Below are 14,499 nucleotides of genomic sequence, written 5' to 3'. Positions count from 1 at the left end.
CCAACGCCGACACTACGAGGAATTCGTCGCCCAACGCGCCGAGACCGACCGCCGCTTCGCGGAGATGGCCGAAGCCATCCGGGCCCTCACCCAACGAGTGAGTGATCTGGATGGCCTGACCCGGGGCTGGATCCACGAGGACCGCTACCGCACCCGATCCCGCCGCTATCGCCACCTGCTCCTCGACCCCCACATCCTTTCCGTGGAGGAGCGGGAACAGCTGCTGCGGGAGGCCGAGGCCGCTGGCCGCCTAACTGCAGAGGAGGCTGCCGAGCTGGACGAATCCGACGTCCTGGTCCGGGGCCGCTCCCGGGCCACCGGCGGCGAGGCCTTCCTGGTGGTGGAGGTCTCCGCGAAGGTAGACACCGACGATGTGGAGCGGGCGGTCGAGCGGGCGGAGATCCTGCGCAAGGCCCGGCCGGAGGCGGAGGTGATCCCCGTGGCGGCAGGCCCCGAGATCCACCCACTGGCGGCCCGGGCCGCCCGGGACCAGGGGGTCTGGTGGCTCACCGACGGCCGCCCCTACGCGCCCCATGAAATCCCCGAGTGATCCCCTGCCCACCTCGGGAATGCAGCGGCCGGTTCCCATCCGGGATCGCTATCATTCGACTTCCAGGATCGCGATCGGCCACTCCTCCCCCATCGGCTGCCCCCGGAGGAAGGCCGGAAGGCGGCGGCCGTCCGGGCCGTAGAAGCCCAGGACCAGGGGGTAACGCCCGGGAGGGAGATCCGGCGGCAGCCACACGCCGTAGCCGTCCGAGATCACCTCCCCCGGGCGCCAGGTGGAGGTCGGACGCCGCCAGCCCACCGGCTCTCGATCGGTTTGCGCCACCGGTCGGCCGTTGGGGCCGCGCACGTGCACGAACACCTTGTAGGGAACGGGGATGGGCCTGAGGGCCCGCCACTGCACCGCCAAGCCGATGACATCGCCCGGATGCGCCCGGCGGGCTGTCAGCCCATACCGCGCCACCTCAATGGCCTCCCCGAACCGAACCTCAGGGGCGGGCGATTCCTCCGGCGTCCCCAGCCCATAGACGGCGAAGCGGATCCGTCCCACCCACCGTTCCTCTGCCCGGAAGGCATGGGCGTCCAGCCAGGCCTCCACCTGTCCCGCCGGGTCGGCCTCCCGCTCCCCATACCAGAGCACGAACAGCCGGCCCTGCCCCTGCAGCACGGGGCCCAGTGTCCTCTCGATCTCCTCCGGCGCAGGCGGCCGCCCCCGGGGCGCCGGCACCAGCGGGGCGTCCGGCCAGTAATAGGTGAAGACATCCACCTGGCCGGGCGCGTAGAGGAGGATCCCATCCCCCGCCCGGACCCATGCCGCCAGGGCCCGGGCCAGGCCCCGGTAATCGTCCCGGGCGAAACGGGGGTCGAAATACAGGGCCCGCAGGCTGAGGCCCGTCGGGAGCGCCACCAGCCCCAGGGCGAGGGCGAAGACGGCCTTCCCGGCCGCCCCCTGCAGCCTCCTTATGGCCGCCAGGCCGGCGGCCCAGAGGGCCACGAAGGCCGGGAGGGCGGCCATGAAGAACTTGAGGTTGGCCTCCCGATAGGCCCCCCGTCCCAGCACCAGCGCCACCGGGGCCAGCGCCAGGGCCAGCCCGATCCCCCCACCCCGGCGTTCGGATCCAACGAAGGCGAAGGCGATCCCCCCCAGGGGGATGATAAGGACCAGCGGAGGGACCTCCGGCGGCAGGGTGATCCCCCAGCCCAGGGCCCGCAGGATGGCTTGGAGGGCTTCGGGGAGGGGAACCGGGGCCGGCGCCGGCCACTGTCGGAGCTGGGCCAGGGCGGCCGGGGCCCAGGGCAGGAAGGCCAGCCCGATCCACGCCTGCAACCCCAGCCAGCGGACCAGACGCCGCCACCGGCCCCGCGCCATCGCCTCCCCGAGCATGATCAGGCCGTGGGCGGCCGGGATCGCCGGGAACACGTAGTGGGTGTAGAGGCCGGCGGCCCCGGTGAGGAGAAGGCCCAGGGCCCGCCCCGGCCGGGGCCGCGCCCGCCAGGCCAGAAAGAAGAGGGAGTGCAGCGCCGCCCACAGGCCCAGAAGGGCATACATCCGGACCTCCTGGGCATAGTAGACGGCCAGGGGATGCGCGGCCATCAGCAGCATGGCGAGGCCGGCGGCGCGGCGGCCGAACAGCCGGGCGGCCATCGCTCCCGTCGCCGCGATCAGCAGCACCCCGGCGAGGGCGGAGAAGGCCCGCAGGGCGAAGACCGAACGTCCGGCGGCCGCGCCCCAGGCGTGAAGGAGCAGATAATAAAGCGGCGGATGGATATCCTGGGCCGCCGCCTCCACGATCCGCCGGACAGGGCTGGCGCTGAGACCGGCCGACGTCCCCTCGTCATACCACAGGCTCTGGGCGTCCAGCCGGTAGAACCGGAGCCCCATCCCCAGCAGCAACACCGCAAGTCCGATCCATCCGAGGGTCCTGCTCCGGCGGACCCCTCCGGCCGGCCCCATCCCCGTCCCCCCTCACTCGTTGAACAGCTGGCCGACCGAGCGGCCCTCGTGGATCCGGCGGATCACCTCGGCCAGCATGGGCCCCACGGAGAGGACGGTCATGTTCGGGAGTCGCTTATGGGGTGGGATGGGGATGGTGTTCGTGCAGATGATCTCCCGGATGGGCAAGGCCCGCAGGCGGTCCACGGCGGGACCGGAGAGGACGGCGTGGGTGAAGCAGAGGTAGATCTCCGCCGCCCCCTGTTCCTTCAAGACCCGCACCGCGCCGCTGACCGAGCCCGCCGTGTCCACCTCGTCGTCCACCAGGATCACCTTCCGGCCGGCCACCTCGCCGATCACCGTCAGGGCCTCCGTCTGGGTGCCGGTGCGGCGTTTCTCGATGAAGGCGATGGGCAGATTGAGCTTGGCCGCATAGTTGCGGGCCTTCTTGGCGAACCCCAAGTCGGCGGCCACCACCACTGCCTCCTCAGGGGAGAAGTTCTTCTCGAGTAGGTAATCGCTCAGCAAGTGGAAGGCCGTGAGCTCGTCGCCGGGGATGCTGAAGAAGCCCTGGATCTGGCTGGCGTGGAGGTCGATGGTCACCCAGCGATCGGCCCCGGCCACGGCGATGAAATCCGCCACCAGGCGCGCGGTGATGGGCACCCGGGGCTGATCCTTCTTGTCGCTGCGGGCGTAAGCCAGGTAAGGGATCACCGCCGTGATGCGGCCCGCGTTGGCCCGCTTGATGGTGTCCAGCAGGATGAACAGCTCCATCATGTTGTAGTTCACCGGCGAGGCGGTGCTCTGGATCACGAACACGTCCTGCCCGCGGACGCTGGCCAGCAGGCGGACGAAGATGTTCTCGTTCGGGAAGACGATGATCTCGCGGGGGAGAAGGGGGATCCCCAGACAGTCGGCGATCTCCTCGGCCAGTTGCGGATGGCCGGAGCCCGCCACCAGGATCAGGTCCCCATAGCGCCATGACGGCCCGGGCATTCGCGAACGACCTCCCTGTCAGGATGACGCAGCTTATCCATCATAGTCGGGATCCCCGGAATCCGAAAGAAGGGGCGTGAAAAGGGAGGCATCCGCGACGATTCCGAAAGAGGAACCGGTGGACGTATGACGAGGCCACGTCGAAGGGGGCGACTGCGAATTCCAGCCCGAACGCACCAGCTGGGCTTCCCAAGCCCCCGGCGCACCCATGTTCGTGGACGGCCCTCCGTCACGGAAGACGGAGGGGCCGTGCGCCTACAGATCGGTCAGATGGCACGTATCGTTCAGCGTCACCACGATCCAGCGGCCGTCGCGGAGGGCCAGCTCCGTGAGCGAGGCGTTGTCGAACCGGAAGGGGGAGGGCCGATCGAGGGGGAGGCCCAGCCACTGGCGGAAGAACATGCTGAAGGTCCCCCCATGGGCCACCACGGCCAGTGTCCGTTCCGGCCGCGCCATCGCGGCCTCCATCGCCGCCCACACCCGTTCGGCGAACGCCGCCCGGGGCTCCACCCCCGCGATCTCCGCCGTCGGATCCCGCTCCATCTCCCGCCAGGCCTGCTGCAGCGCGGCGACCTCCACCCCGGTGCGTCCCTCGAAGGGCCCCTGGCCTCGCTCCTTCAAGCGCTCATCGACCTCGATGGGGACCTCCCAGACGGCGGCGAGGATGCGGGCGGTTTCATAGGCCCGCCACAGTGGGCTGCAGAGGATGAGCTCCGGCGGGCGCGCCCGGAGGCGCTCCGCCAGGCGCCGGGCCTGCTCCCGGCCCACGTCATCCAGTGGCACGTCCGCCCACCCCTGAATCCGTCCCTCGGCGTTCCACGCCGTGCGTCCGTGCCGGATCAGGTAAAGCCGCTCCGGCATCTCAGCGGTTCTCCCGACCCGACTTCACCCCTGCGGAAAGCTTCCTGCCTGCCGCATCCCTTGAGGCCCAACGTCCCCGTCCGGCGATTCCACACCGGGTTCCCCGACGTGCTCTGAGTATACCCCATCTCTGGAGCCCTCCACGCATTTTGTTCCCCTTTCGGTGGGGCGCAGGCCAACGGGGTTACGGAATCTCCAGAGTCCCCACCTCCACGCCATCCCCGATGGAGCCATCCACCTGGACCGGCCATCGGGCTCCGGAGCGAGGGTCATACAGACCCACCCGGATCCGGTAGATGCCGTGGAGCTCCCGGGGCAGGATCACCCGGGTGAAGACCGGGAAGGCGTGATCGGGGGGCCAAGTGGAGATCGGGGTCAGATCGTTGGGCAGCGGCCCGTCCCGCTGGGCTACCAGGCGGCCGGAGGCGTCCAGAACATGGATGAAGACCCGAGGGGCCTGGGGCACCGGCCCCGCCCGGGCCCACCACAGAGTCACCCCCAGCACATCCCCCGGCCAGCGCGGCCGGCGCAGGCCAACGCCCCGCAGCTCGATCTTCCCTGCGAAATCCGCCTTCAAGGGCGTGAAGGCGAACCCCTGGAAGGGCGGCCACGTCTCGTAATAGGCCACCCACAAGGATCCGAAGGGCTGCCCCCCCACCTCGAAGCCGTTCGCCAGCAGCAGCCCGTCGAACAGCCCCAGGGGGTCCACCACCTCCTGCTGCCAGCCGAAGAGCCACAGGCGCCAGGGGCCGTCCGCGGGGCCATAGCGGCGGCGGGCATCCTCCAGCGCGGCGCGGACAGCCGCCTCGTCCCACACCGGAGACTCCGGGCCCATCCATAGCGGGGCGGGAACTCCCATGCGTTCCCAGTAGTACAGAACGGCCCAGTTGGCCCGCAGGGCGAGGGCGGCCTCCCCGGGCCGGATCTGCCGGGCCACGTGGGCCACCGCCTCTCGATACGGATCGCGGCCGTGGCCCGGATCCGCCCACCACGTCCGCCAGGGAGCGGCCATCATCCCCCATAGGGGGAGGAGCGCCAGCGCGCCGAGCCATCCCCGGGCGGGAGGAGGGATCCCCCGGATCCGCGCGCCAAGGAGCTCTCCCAGCCGGGCGGCCCCGCCGCCGACGCCGGGGATCCACATCGCCCAGAGGAAGATGGCGTAGCGCGGGTGGAAGACGGCGAAGCGGGCGAACAGGGTCAGCAGCACCGCCATCATCAGCCCGAAGGTCCCCAGCGTCCCGATCGCCCATCGGCGGACGAAGGGATCCGGGCGGATCAGGGCGGCCGTGGCCAGCAGCCCGGCGAGCCGGGCGATGCCCTCCCCGCCCCAGAAGCCTCGGGCCAGCTCCTGCAGCAGGCCTTCCGCCGTCATCGGCGGCCGGATGAAGGCCTCAGGCTGGAGGAACCGCGGGTGGGCAAAGGCCAGCCAGGGCCCCACCAGGGCCATGAGGGCCAGCATGCTCCATCCCCATCGCCGGAGGGCCTCCGGACGCCGCCGGCTCCCCACGCCCAGGGCCGCCGCCATCATCGCCACGGGGAACAACCCGTAGTAATGCGTGAGGGCCGTCCCGGCCGCCAGGAGGGTCCAGACGGCGAAGCGGCGGGAGGAGGGCCGGCGGCGCGCCGCCTCCGTCGCCGCCCAGAGGGCCAGGACGCCGGCGGCCAGCATCGCATACATCCGGGCCTCCTGGACGTAGTAGAGCCAGAAAGGGGAGAGCCCCATCGTGAGGACCGCGAAGGCCGCGGCGGGTTGTCCCCAGCCTCGGGCCGTCAGGCGCGCGACCAGGGCGGCCGCGAGGAGGCCGAAGGCCACGGACAGCCCACGCAGGGCGAACTCGCTCTCCCCGGCCGCTCGGATCCAGAAGTGGAGAAACAAGTAATAGAGGAAGGGGCTGCGGTCCGCCGCCGTGGCCTGCAGCATCGCGGGGATCGACATCCGGGCCAGATGCCAGGACCATCCCTCGTCGAACCAGAGGGAAGGACCGCCCAGGCGGTCCGCATAAAGGGCGGCGGCCAGGAGCAGCAGCCCTACCAAGAGCCCCCAGCGTCCCCAGCGGTGTTCCCTTTCCATTGCCTCCCCATCGGGTGCGTTTGGATCAAGAGGAGTGTAACGAGAACAGCAGGAGATCGCCACCGCCCCTTGGCGGAAGCCGATGGGGGGACTATCATCCTTAGGAGGAAGCCGAGGAGGGTGGGATGCATCTCGTTGTTCAGATCCCAGCGTATAACGAAGCGGAGACCATCGGCGGGGTGATCCAGGAGATCCCGCGCCGGATCCCGGGGATCGATCAGGTGACAGTCCTTGTGGTGGACGACGGCTCCCGCGATGGCACGGGGGAGGTCGCCCGGGCGGCGGGGGCGGACGTGGTGATCCGGCATCGGCGCAACCGGGGGCTGGCGGCGGCCTTCCAGACCGGGATGGACGCTGCGTTGCGCCTGGGGGCCGATCTCATCGTCAACCTGGATGCGGACGGCCAGTATGATCCGGCGGACATCCCGGCCCTGATCGCCCCGATCCTGCGGGGGGAGGCGGATCTTGTAGTGGGTGATCGGCAGGTGATGCGCCTCACACACTTCCCCTGGCCCAAGCGGGCCCTCTCGGCCCTGGGTTCGGCGGTTGTGCGCTGGGCCTCTGGAGTGGAGATCCCGGATGCGCCGAGCGGCTTCCGGGCTTACACCCGGGAGGCGGCCCTGCGCCTCATCGTGCTCACCGACTTCTCTTACACTGTGGAGCACCTCATCCAAGCGGGCAAACGGCGGCTGGCCGTCGCCCACGTTCCGGTGCGCGCCCGACCCACCCCGCGGCCCTCGCGGCTGCATCACGGAGTGTGGGACTTCATCAAGCGCCAAGGGGCCACGCTGGTGCGAGTCTACGCGGGCTACGAGCCGTTGAAGGCCTTTTTCTATATTTCACTCCCCTTCTGGCTGATCGGCCTGATCCTCTTCGCCCGGCTGGCCTGGTTCTTCGTCACCGAGGGCTTCGCCCTGCGGGGCCATTTGCAATCCCTGATCGTCGCTACCCTTTCCATCATTCTCGCCTTCTTAATCTTCCTCTTCGGCCTCCTGGCCGATCGTATCGGCGACAACCGGAGACTGCTGGAAGAAATCATGCGTCGACTACGGGAGTTGGAGACCCGGCTTTAGCCCCGATGCCCCATTTTGTGCAACACCATGTTGAAATTCGGCAACCAGGAGGTTAACAGCGAACGAACACGGGGAAAAGCGCAATTAGCGTCAAATCCAAGAAGGTCTCTGCTCATCTGTTAACTCTCGAAACCCTATCGCCATTCACCTCTCCAACAGATCTTTAAATAGTATGCTACAGCGTACTACAACAGAGCGATACACCTTTGGACAAGATTATCGATCAAATGTAAGCTCTCCTAAATCTGTAATTTTGTTTTCCAATACTTTAATTACCACAACATCACCCTCATTAGTCATATATACCCAACCTCCACTTTCGGGTTCGGAAATAATAAGAGCATAAATCCCAGGGCGAACTTTCTCGAAAATAAACCGTCCTGTTGTATAATCGAAAATACCTATAGGAGCCCTTTTTTTGTCCAAAAATGCTCCATGCCTGTTCTCACTTATAATTATAATATCACCAAGAAAGATACTCAAGCCGATCATTCTGGCCGGATCTTTTGTTACTATTTTTCCGGTTACAATACCATATCCAGGAAAAGGTGTAGGGATATAGTCCGATAGTCTAGAGATTTTTCCTTGTTCGAGTTCTATTTGTTCATGAATTTCGCTTAGCTTATAAGATTGCTTTTCCTGCACGAACGGGCTCAGAACCAAAGAATCTCTCTTTTGACATGAAATAGCCAAAATAACAGAAAGAATTATACAAACAAAAATGTTTTTATAAGTCATTTTTTCCTCACATAAATATAATCACTCGTATTAGGAATGATGCATACAGTCGGAGACGGACGGACTTCAACGGGCTCTTGTCAGGTTTTTATTACTAATGATGATACCCTCACTTCCCCACGAAATTGGAGCCTTTGACCGAATCCATGTAAATCGTGCTCTCCGATGCAATCACTTAGATTATCATCGGCTTTAAACTTCCACACTCCAAGTTGAGCATCACGGCTAAGACAAGGCCACCTTGTTCTCGGCCAAGCATCAACCCCACAGCCAGGCAGTCCTGGGCGGCGCTCCCCTGCCCGCGCCCACGCATCTTTTCCTGCCGTTGAGAGAGGATGAGCAGGCTCGAGGATCCCTGCGGAGAGTCCAGCCCTTATGTCCGGCTGTAACGCTAATTTCGTCGATCTCGACCATGCCTTATCCCGATGTGTACAGCTTTTAGGTGGAGCCTCTGCTCCCGCACCAGCCAGATAATTCGGTGGGCCGTTTAATCGTCATAAGGCGCTTCTCAGGCAATTGCACATGTGTTCTGAGACAACTAAGCAAAGAATCAGACGGTAAGAGGGGGTTTCGATCCTTTAAGCTGGTTCCATTATACTCTAAATTGGCCTAGGTACTCTATGCCAATACGAACGAACATAGTTAAAACAACTTTGGATTGTCGGACCGAATCAAACATAGAGCCTAGATACCAGATCTTGATGTCTCTGATCCGGTACCTAGGCCCTATACTGAATCCCTTGTTCCAAATCCCAACAATTTAGTTTTCAAAAGAGAGTTTTTCCTATTTTATCGGAATTGCCATATACATATTAGCAACATTACGACCATAATTGGCGTGAATCACTGTCCCCACAAGCTCGCATCCTGGCTCGCTGCAAGTTACCAAAGCAGATCCTTTCCAAGCAGGTGGTACATATTGACCACCATCTAAGATCGGATTAGCTAGATATAACTCGATCGCTTGTCCTGGCCCAAGCAAAATTCCACTTCGTTGTCCAACCCATGAGGGATTAGAAATATCTGGATCGCTCATAAAATTGACTGTAACGGTAGCTGTAATTGTTCCTATATTTTGGATTTTGATTCCTGAGACCCACTGACCTGCCCCGGAAGGCCAGCGACCATATAGAGAAGGAAAGCTTAGGCGACTCGCCCCGCTAGCCATACCAAAATATCCTACTGCAACTCCTTTGCCCCCCGAAGCTTCGTAGTTAGTATGAATAACAGTAGCTACCACTTTTCCGTCAGTCGGCTCAATTACATCAATTATACCGTATCCTTTAAACATATTAGGAATAGATGCTCCACCATCTAAAATCCCAGCATTTCGTAGATATAACTCAACAGATCCCAAAGCCGGTATATTTAGATTGCTTCGCTTGCCCATCCAAGGACCAGTTGGGCTGTCTGGATCAGCAAGAAAAGTCACCGTAACTGTCACAGATGAAGTTGTTGTGTTTTGGATTTTAATCCCTGAACGCCATGTGCCGCTCACGCCAGAGAACTCTTTATAAAGAGAAGGGAGCACAACACGTTTACCTGCATCAGATTGAGTCAGTCCACGAAAGCTCACCAATACATTTCCGTTCGCATTTCCAGCCCCAACAATACGGCTTTCATTAACTAAAACCGATAAAGGAACATTTTCGGTCGAGGTGATTATAGCTGAACCAATAAACCAACCCAAAACATCGTACTCAGGCCGACTAGTATCAAATGAACCCATGCCATGCGGAGGAAGCACAAGAGGAAATTGGAGAGTTTTAGATCCGTCGGAAAATGTTGCATAAACATGTGCGACTACAGAATCGCTTGTGTTTTGAACAAAAATTTCGGTCGACCAATAATTGTGATTATGATAAACATAAGGAACATAAACCTGCGTTGCCCCTTCCATACCATTGTAAGAATCAGCAAGCCCATAATCATAATTAGTATGCGTAGCAATCACGCCAATAGGTTGATCTGAGCTAACCACAGCAGAATATTTGCCAGAACTCACATTAGGATAATTCGGAAGATAAATTTCCACAGAGCCGCCTGGAGGTGCCTGTAGCAGGTTGTTGTTGGCAGTCTTATCTAACGTGTAAGCTATACTACCGTCTTGATTAAATAGTGTAACAATAATGTTAGCAGACGAAGTAAAACTCAGATTCTGAACTTTTATGCCAGTATTCCAAGTGCCACTTGGTAATGCTGAAGTAGGCGCAGCACCTACCGAAGCGAATAAAATGACCAAAATCGCACGAGCGACCCTCTGAATATTTTTCATTTTCTCATACCTCCTTAAAAGATTTTGTTCGTGTCGATTAAATTAATTTTTAATAGCACGCAAAAAGACCCATGGAACGCTCTTTACGACTTCTATACTATCGAAATAGTCTTTTACTAGACGTGATATACCATCTGCTGACCAGTGGTGAATATGTCCTGGCGTATTTCCAAAATCACGTAAATATTTTCCACGCAACATGTTGAGTATCCTCCACAAAGGCTCTTCCGGCACACTAATAATGCAGAATTTCTTGCTAACCCGCCTTAACTGTTTAAGCACAATATTTGGGTCTAAAACATGTTCTAAAACCTCACAAGCTATTACCAAATCGAACGAGTCGTCTAAAAACGGAAGATTTTCTGCTTCAGCAACGCACCAGATAATTCCGCAATGCCGATTCTGGGCCAAGCGCACCATTTCTTCGCTTATATCGGATCCTATTAGCAGAATATCTGGTCTTACCTCTCGAATATAATATAAAATATATCCTTCTCCGCTACCTACCTCCAATGCAGAGCTAATAGGCAGACCAACAATCAACCGCTGCAAAGTTTTTCGGTATTTGTTTACAACCATCCTGATAAAAGGATTTGTAGACTCATGTTTATTAAAATAATGACCTGCCTTAACATCCTTAGACATTGTTGCTTCCCCAGAAATGTGATCTGTTGCAAAATAGTTGCCACCAAGCAGCGTTATTCAGAGAAATCAAAAGCCTCTAGCTTCTATGTCATGATAGAAACACAATCGGTCATTGTCAATAACTCTTTTGTATTAATCGATGCCTACTCCCTCTGGAAGTCATCAAGCGAGCCTGGGGAGGCTCTACTTCTCACATCTCCTAACACAAGGCTTTTACATCGAAAAGACACATGCTAGTATCAGATAAAAGCTTACCAGCCCAAAAGTTGATGTGTTTATTTATGAACTTATCTCAAAAACTCTGCAGGCGATAAGGGAGCAGGCGAGGAAGGCGAAGTCCCCGAAGGTAGCAAGCAGTCTTTCATGCCAAACCGTTAACCTTCGGCCCCCCTTTCAGCCAGCCAAAGAACCGTTCCACACTGCCTCGAACCTCCCGACTTTCGGATCGAAGGAAAGCAACACTCCCTGTCGGGTCTCCTTCCTCCTCTGCGGATTCCTCGGAAGGCCGACCCGAATCCCCCGCTGCCGCAATCCCCCCGAATCGCCCGTGTATCATACACCCCATCCCTATAGACTCCCCCGACCGCGTCTGCATCTACTTCTTCTTGAGTCAAAATCCTTTCAGCACCTCCCCAAACTGGCGACTATCATGCGCATTCCTCGGACCCACGGTTACACTAAACGGAAGCCCTTCCCGGTTCACCAGAGCGTCCCCTTTGGTCCCTTCCCGCCTTCTATGCCCATCGATCCAGGGTCTTCCAGCCTTGGCCTTGGGCAGTAGCGCAGCTCGATGAACGCCTACTGTCCATTGATGAACTTCCAAAACATTATCTATCTTCCTTTCTCAACAAACCCTCTAAGGAAACATATATTCCAACAGAGCGCTGGAATTTTGAGACAAGCTCGATACAGAATTTTAAATTATTTGACAATCTCAAAAATACGAACTCTGTCTTGATGATATAAAACCACAACACACTCGATACCAGTATAATCAAACCTGTTATTAAACGAGAAGATATGTGTTATTTTCGACCTCTTAAAATTCTTGCATAAATTTTTGCGATCATCTCTTAAGTTTTTTGCAATATCATAAACAAGACTTAGATTTTGTGAAAGCGATGGACTCGCCCATTCAAGCGAATATATCATTGGCGGCAATACAGTAGCCCGATGAGTTAATAATGGGATCCAATATCCCGCATCAATTCCAACCATCCATCCTGGAGACCAATCAAATTCTACCATATCAATCAAGAAAAGCGCATTCTCTGGGACGTTTTCACGAATCCATTGCATAACAATTAGATCGCCAGGCCGCAAATAGAACAGTCCAGTATAGATCAACCGTGGAAGATGTAATACTCCTAACAAGATTCCCTGCCCCAAGATCGTAATCAGGATGGCTCGGCCCATTAACCTTACTCTTCCCTGAAGGACTTTTCCAACAATATCTCCGCTCACGCCAACTAGGACTGCTAAAGGGATCGAAAGAGAAAGTATAGTGGTAGGAATGTCCCAGATCCATATTCCAATTCGCGCAATGATTGTCACTGCTCCAATCAAGAAGAAAATCCATCCGATCAGCACATGCATTCCAAAAGTCCGTCCACTTAGTAAGGCAACCCTTGTCAGTAAGATTCCTCCTATTACCACCAACCAATTCGTAGGGAACAAAATAACAATTCCTTCCAATCGCATTAAATCATGGTATCCATACGACATCGGATAAGTTATGCGCATATCTTGTGGGTCCCAATGCACCCATATCACGCGCAATAACCACGGTAAGGCTAAGGCCAAGCTAATGCCCCCCATTCGCACCCAGCGCTTTACTTCTGACCATCTATTGATCCAAATCTGCCTGAAGAACACAAGCATCATTAAAAGCAACCAGAAAAAGGTAACCCGCGTGTGACTAAGCCCCATGCCAACGATAATGAATATTGGCCATATCCTATTGCTTATCTCTCCTCCTGCTAATGCGATCAGGACTCCCAGCGGAAGGAAAAACATCCCTGTAGTCTGGGTGAAGCGTCCCCAGCGGAGCAACGCAAAAGGAGAGACCATTATCAATCCGACCAAAATAGACGTAATGACATTGGACCACCGATTGCGTGTTAAAGTTTCAGTGGCAAAACCAGCGGTGGCCGCAATAGTTCCATTTAACACTAAGGCCACCACCTTCGTAGTGCTCAACAAGTCCGTCTCAAATAGCCAGCGGAAAAGGGCCACAATACTGTGAAAGCCAAAGTGATAAGAGAAGCTAATTAAGGGAGCATAAGGGTCATAAGAACGAGGAATACCTCCTTGTTCTTCAAATAACTGAACAATCAAGGTGTGATGATAGGTATCACTGCCCGGTAACATTACCATCCCGCGCCCTACGAAAAGGCGTAACGCGAGAGCAGCCAGCACAGCTACCCAAACTGCCAAGGTGGCCCACGGATCCTCACCGAGCCAATACGTCCTACGCCGCCAAAGATGATGATCCCGAATCCAGAAAATCAACCCTATGAGAATGCCCGCAGCCACAATCAATCGGACATTTGTTTTATTGAGGCGGACACCCACCACATCCATCCATACCAAGATCACCATCCACAGACCCAAGGCGCTTGCCGCGCTTATGATCAATGTAGATGTAAAATCCAAACCTCTCTCATTAGACCATCTACGAACTATCATATAGCCGCAAAGAAATAGAATTATAATCACAATACCGCACCACACAATCCACCAAAATGTCATTAATAACAGGTCAAGTGCTATATAAAGCATATCGTATACAAGTCGGAAGGCCGCTTGAACAGCTTCTGGCTTGTGATCATAATACATGGTACCATCCGCATACGTTGTCAGATCAGCGATTGGTATTATGATTGGATCGGTTCCTATTTGCTCTAAAAAGAAATAATAATATCGTGTATGTGAGTTTTGAATAGGAGGAAATGAAAAGCGATAGAAGCCTTCAGGACTACCAGGAGGTAGAGCAATGTGAGCTGTTCTCAAATCCACTTGATGGAGAGGGCTCTCACGTAGATGCAGGACAAGGGTGTGGCCTCCTGAGCCCGGCTTTATGTAGATTTCAACTCCGCTCAATCCTCCATGTCGGGCAACGAAAGTCTGTCCAACCGTATGGCCAGCTTCCCACCGAAGTAGGGTCTCATGTGCAACAACAGGCTGATCTCGATCCACAAAATACGAACATCCGGTCAGAAGAACCGAAAGCGCAAGAAGAAGGAGTGCAACAACTTTCTCCTTCCATGGTCCATAAGGCCTATGAAAGCTCACCACCAGGCTACTTACCAAGTTTTTTCCAACCCCAACCCCACCTCGGCCATCCATATCCCAACCCCTTCACTAATGGTTAGTGAAGTCTGTTTTTGTGGGCCGAAAT

General features: G+C 57.5%; 9 protein-coding genes and 1 pseudogene. 2 read left to right on the top strand and 8 right to left on the bottom strand.

Translation table 11 applies throughout. The features are described 5' to 3' along the window. Positions 1-550, top strand: a pseudogene (locus CFB18_RS15395) (hypothetical protein); the annotation flags it as partial. 51 nt (positions 551-601) lie between these two features. Here CFB18_RS15395 and CFB18_RS11960 read toward each other — a convergent pair. From CFB18_RS11960 to CFB18_RS11945, 4 genes are all read right to left on the bottom strand, one after another. Further along, entirely contained in the window at positions 602-2,461 is a 1,860-nt protein-coding gene (locus CFB18_RS11960; RefSeq protein WP_088572036.1) for a glycosyltransferase family 39 protein, read from the bottom strand. Between the two features lie 12 nt (positions 2,462-2,473). Further along, on the bottom strand, positions 2,474-3,436 hold the full coding sequence (locus tag CFB18_RS11955) for a ribose-phosphate diphosphokinase (protein ID WP_088572035.1): 963 nt from the start codon (positions 3,434-3,436) through the stop codon (positions 2,474-2,476). 255 nt (positions 3,437-3,691) lie between these two features. Then, the gene (locus CFB18_RS11950) at positions 3,692-4,297 is read right to left on the bottom strand and encodes a histidine phosphatase family protein (protein ID WP_088572034.1); all 606 of its coding nucleotides are present in this window, start codon (positions 4,295-4,297) and stop codon (positions 3,692-3,694) included. A 184-nt stretch (positions 4,298-4,481) separates the two neighbouring features. Further along, positions 4,482-6,368 (bottom strand): glycosyltransferase family 39 protein, encoded by a 1,887-nt coding sequence (locus tag CFB18_RS11945; protein WP_088572033.1) that lies wholly within the window; start codon positions 6,366-6,368, stop codon positions 4,482-4,484. Between the two features lie 125 nt (positions 6,369-6,493). Between CFB18_RS11945 and CFB18_RS11940 the strand changes: the two genes are divergently transcribed. Continuing rightward, a complete protein-coding gene (locus CFB18_RS11940; RefSeq protein WP_088572032.1) occupies positions 6,494-7,441 on the top strand; it encodes a glycosyltransferase in 948 nt (315 codons plus the stop codon). A 216-nt stretch (positions 7,442-7,657) separates the two neighbouring features. On the opposite strand, the gene CFB18_RS15105 is transcribed toward CFB18_RS11940, so the two are convergent. From CFB18_RS15105 to CFB18_RS15095, 4 genes are all read right to left on the bottom strand, one after another. After that, positions 7,658-8,179 carry a peptidase associated/transthyretin-like domain-containing protein gene (locus CFB18_RS15105; protein ID WP_143597605.1) on the bottom strand — a complete coding sequence of 174 codons (522 nt, stop codon included), beginning with the start codon at positions 8,177-8,179 and terminating at the stop codon, positions 7,658-7,660. A gap of 784 nt (positions 8,180-8,963) precedes the next feature. After that, positions 8,964-10,454 (bottom strand): hypothetical protein, encoded by a 1,491-nt coding sequence (locus tag CFB18_RS15100; RefSeq protein ID WP_143597604.1) that lies wholly within the window; start codon positions 10,452-10,454, stop codon positions 8,964-8,966. Between the two features lie 42 nt (positions 10,455-10,496). Further along, positions 10,497-11,099 carry a class I SAM-dependent methyltransferase gene (locus CFB18_RS11935; protein WP_088572031.1) on the bottom strand — a complete coding sequence of 201 codons (603 nt, stop codon included), beginning with the start codon at positions 11,097-11,099 and terminating at the stop codon, positions 10,497-10,499. Between the two features lie 921 nt (positions 11,100-12,020). Next, positions 12,021-14,447, bottom strand: coding sequence for a hypothetical protein (locus CFB18_RS15095; protein ID WP_143597603.1), 2,427 nt, complete (start codon positions 14,445-14,447; stop codon positions 12,021-12,023). Between the last annotated feature and the right edge of the window lie 52 nt (positions 14,448-14,499).

This window comes from Thermoflexus hugenholtzii JAD2 (assembly GCF_900187885.1).
Taxonomy (GTDB): Bacteria; Chloroflexota; Anaerolineae; order Thermoflexales; family Thermoflexaceae; genus Thermoflexus; species Thermoflexus hugenholtzii.
Note: the sequence above shows the minus strand (reverse complement) of the source record. Positions and strands in the feature narration are given on the sequence as shown.

Coding starts and splice junctions, on each gene's coding strand:
- CFB18_RS11935 (WP_088572031.1), bottom strand. CDS start 11,099: ATGTCTAAGGATGTTAAGGCAGGTCATTATTTTAATAAACATGAGTCT.
- CFB18_RS15100 (WP_143597604.1), bottom strand. CDS start 10,454: ATGAAAAATATTCAGAGGGTCGCTCGTGCGATTTTGGTCATTTTATTC.
- CFB18_RS11955 (WP_088572035.1), bottom strand. CDS start 3,436: ATGCCCGGGCCGTCATGGCGCTATGGGGACCTGATCCTGGTGGCGGGC.
- CFB18_RS11940 (WP_088572032.1), top strand. CDS start 6,494: ATGCATCTCGTTGTTCAGATCCCAGCGTATAACGAAGCGGAGACCATC.
- CFB18_RS15095 (WP_143597603.1), bottom strand. CDS start 14,447: ATGGATGGCCGAGGTGGGGTTGGGGTTGGAAAAAACTTGGTAAGTAGC.
- CFB18_RS15105 (WP_143597605.1), bottom strand. CDS start 8,179: ATGACTTATAAAAACATTTTTGTTTGTATAATTCTTTCTGTTATTTTG.
- CFB18_RS11950 (WP_088572034.1), bottom strand. CDS start 4,297: ATGCCGGAGCGGCTTTACCTGATCCGGCACGGACGCACGGCGTGGAAC.
- CFB18_RS11960 (WP_088572036.1), bottom strand. CDS start 2,461: ATGGGGCCGGCCGGAGGGGTCCGCCGGAGCAGGACCCTCGGATGGATC.
- CFB18_RS11945 (WP_088572033.1), bottom strand. CDS start 6,368: ATGGAAAGGGAACACCGCTGGGGACGCTGGGGGCTCTTGGTAGGGCTG.